A 1,307-nucleotide genomic window follows, 5' to 3' on the forward strand; every position below is an offset into this window, starting at 1 on the left:
AAATAGTAGGCAAGTAGGTAGTAGGAAAGGGATAAAGGATGTGCACGGTATTCCTCTTCTGGGGACAATGTCTCCCCTTTCCTACTTCCCTACTCTCCTACTTTCCTACAGGCTGAATAGTTACCAACTGTTTCAAAATTAGAGAGTTAGAAAGAGTATCCTCTCTTTTTAGTTCAGGAGAGGTAAATTTAGTATTGTGCCCCGGAACGAAAAAAAAACAGTTGACTATTTTATCTAAATCTGATATTATGTATTATAGGTCATAATGACATTATGTCAAAATAACTAAAAGGGAGGAAGAATTATGAGTATTAAATCAGTAAGTGTTGCTGAAGCCAAAAGATCTTTTTCTGAATTGATGACCAGGGTGGTTTATAAGGACGATGAGTATATCGTCGAGCGAAGGGGAAGACCTATGGTGGCCATAATCAAGCCAGAATATCTTAATCTACTCCATTCCTTAAACAAGAAGCAAGAGAGAAAAGGACTGATTAGTATTGTGGGCAAATTCGATGATGCTCAAAACTTTGTTAAAGAAGTGGAAAGAGTGTATTCCCTGCGGGAAAAATCAAAGGACAGAGAGGTAATTTTGTAATGAAATATCTCTTTGATACGGATATCTTGAGTAACCTAATGAAAAGGAATCCTTCCTCTGCTCTTATTGAAAGGCTTAAAGATTTACCTCCTCAATTCCAGTACACATCAAGCATTACCGTCGGAGAGATGTATTATGGGGCTTTCAAGTCACCTTATCCTCAGCTCATTATAAAAAAGATAGAAGAAGAAGTATTCCCTTCTCTATGTGGAATTCTTTCATTTGATGAAAACACAGCAAGAGAATATGGACGGATTCGAACAGAATTGGAAACCAGAGGAGAATTACTTGCAGAGCCAGATATAAGAATAGCCGCTATATCTTTAGTAAATGATGCCACTCTGGTCACAGGGAATATCAAGCATTTCAATCGGATAAAAGGTTTAAGGGTCGAGAATTGGCTTGAGGGATGAAATTGAAAGATTTATTTTATAATTCTTTGTGCCCTGGTGTCGTGTTGAGTAAGTTTTGCACGGGGCATCATCAGGTTTCGTAACCTGCAAACGGATAATTGGTAACTGGTAATTGGTTAAATAGTTTCGTCCTGAGCTCAGCCGGTAATCCCTCAGTTATCAGTGGTAAAAGCTAAATAGAAATTTTCTCTCGCAAAGACGCAAAGTTCGCAAAGATTATAATTTATTCCTTTGCGTTCTTTGCGCCTTAGCGAGAAATTTAATCTTTATGCCTTTCTCCCACCAATAACTGACCGATT

At 37.9% G+C, this 1,307-nt stretch carries 2 protein-coding genes; both read left to right on the forward strand.

Annotated elements, in window-relative coordinates:
- The first annotated feature begins 304 nt into the window (after positions 1-304).
- Entirely contained in the window at positions 305-595 is a 291-nt protein-coding gene (locus AB1414_21070) for a type II toxin-antitoxin system prevent-host-death family antitoxin (GenBank protein ID MEW6609904.1), read from the forward strand.
- On the forward strand, positions 595-1,008 hold the full coding sequence (locus AB1414_21075; protein ID MEW6609905.1) for a type II toxin-antitoxin system VapC family toxin: 414 nt from the start codon (positions 595-597) through the stop codon (positions 1,006-1,008). The genes AB1414_21070 and AB1414_21075 overlap by 1 nt, the downstream gene beginning before the upstream one ends.
- Positions 1,009-1,307: the final 299 nt, after the last annotated feature.

This window comes from bacterium (assembly GCA_040755795.1).
Taxonomy (GTDB): domain Bacteria; phylum UBA9089; class CG2-30-40-21; order CG2-30-40-21; family SBAY01; genus JBFLXS01.

What these genes read in the sequence shown, in the direction of transcription:
- AB1414_21070 (MEW6609904.1), top strand. Translation starts at nt 305, where the DNA reads ATGAGTATTAAATCAGTAAGTGTTGCTGAAGCCAAAAGATCTTTTTCT.
- AB1414_21075 (MEW6609905.1), top strand. Translation starts at nt 595, where the DNA reads ATGAAATATCTCTTTGATACGGATATCTTGAGTAACCTAATGAAAAGG.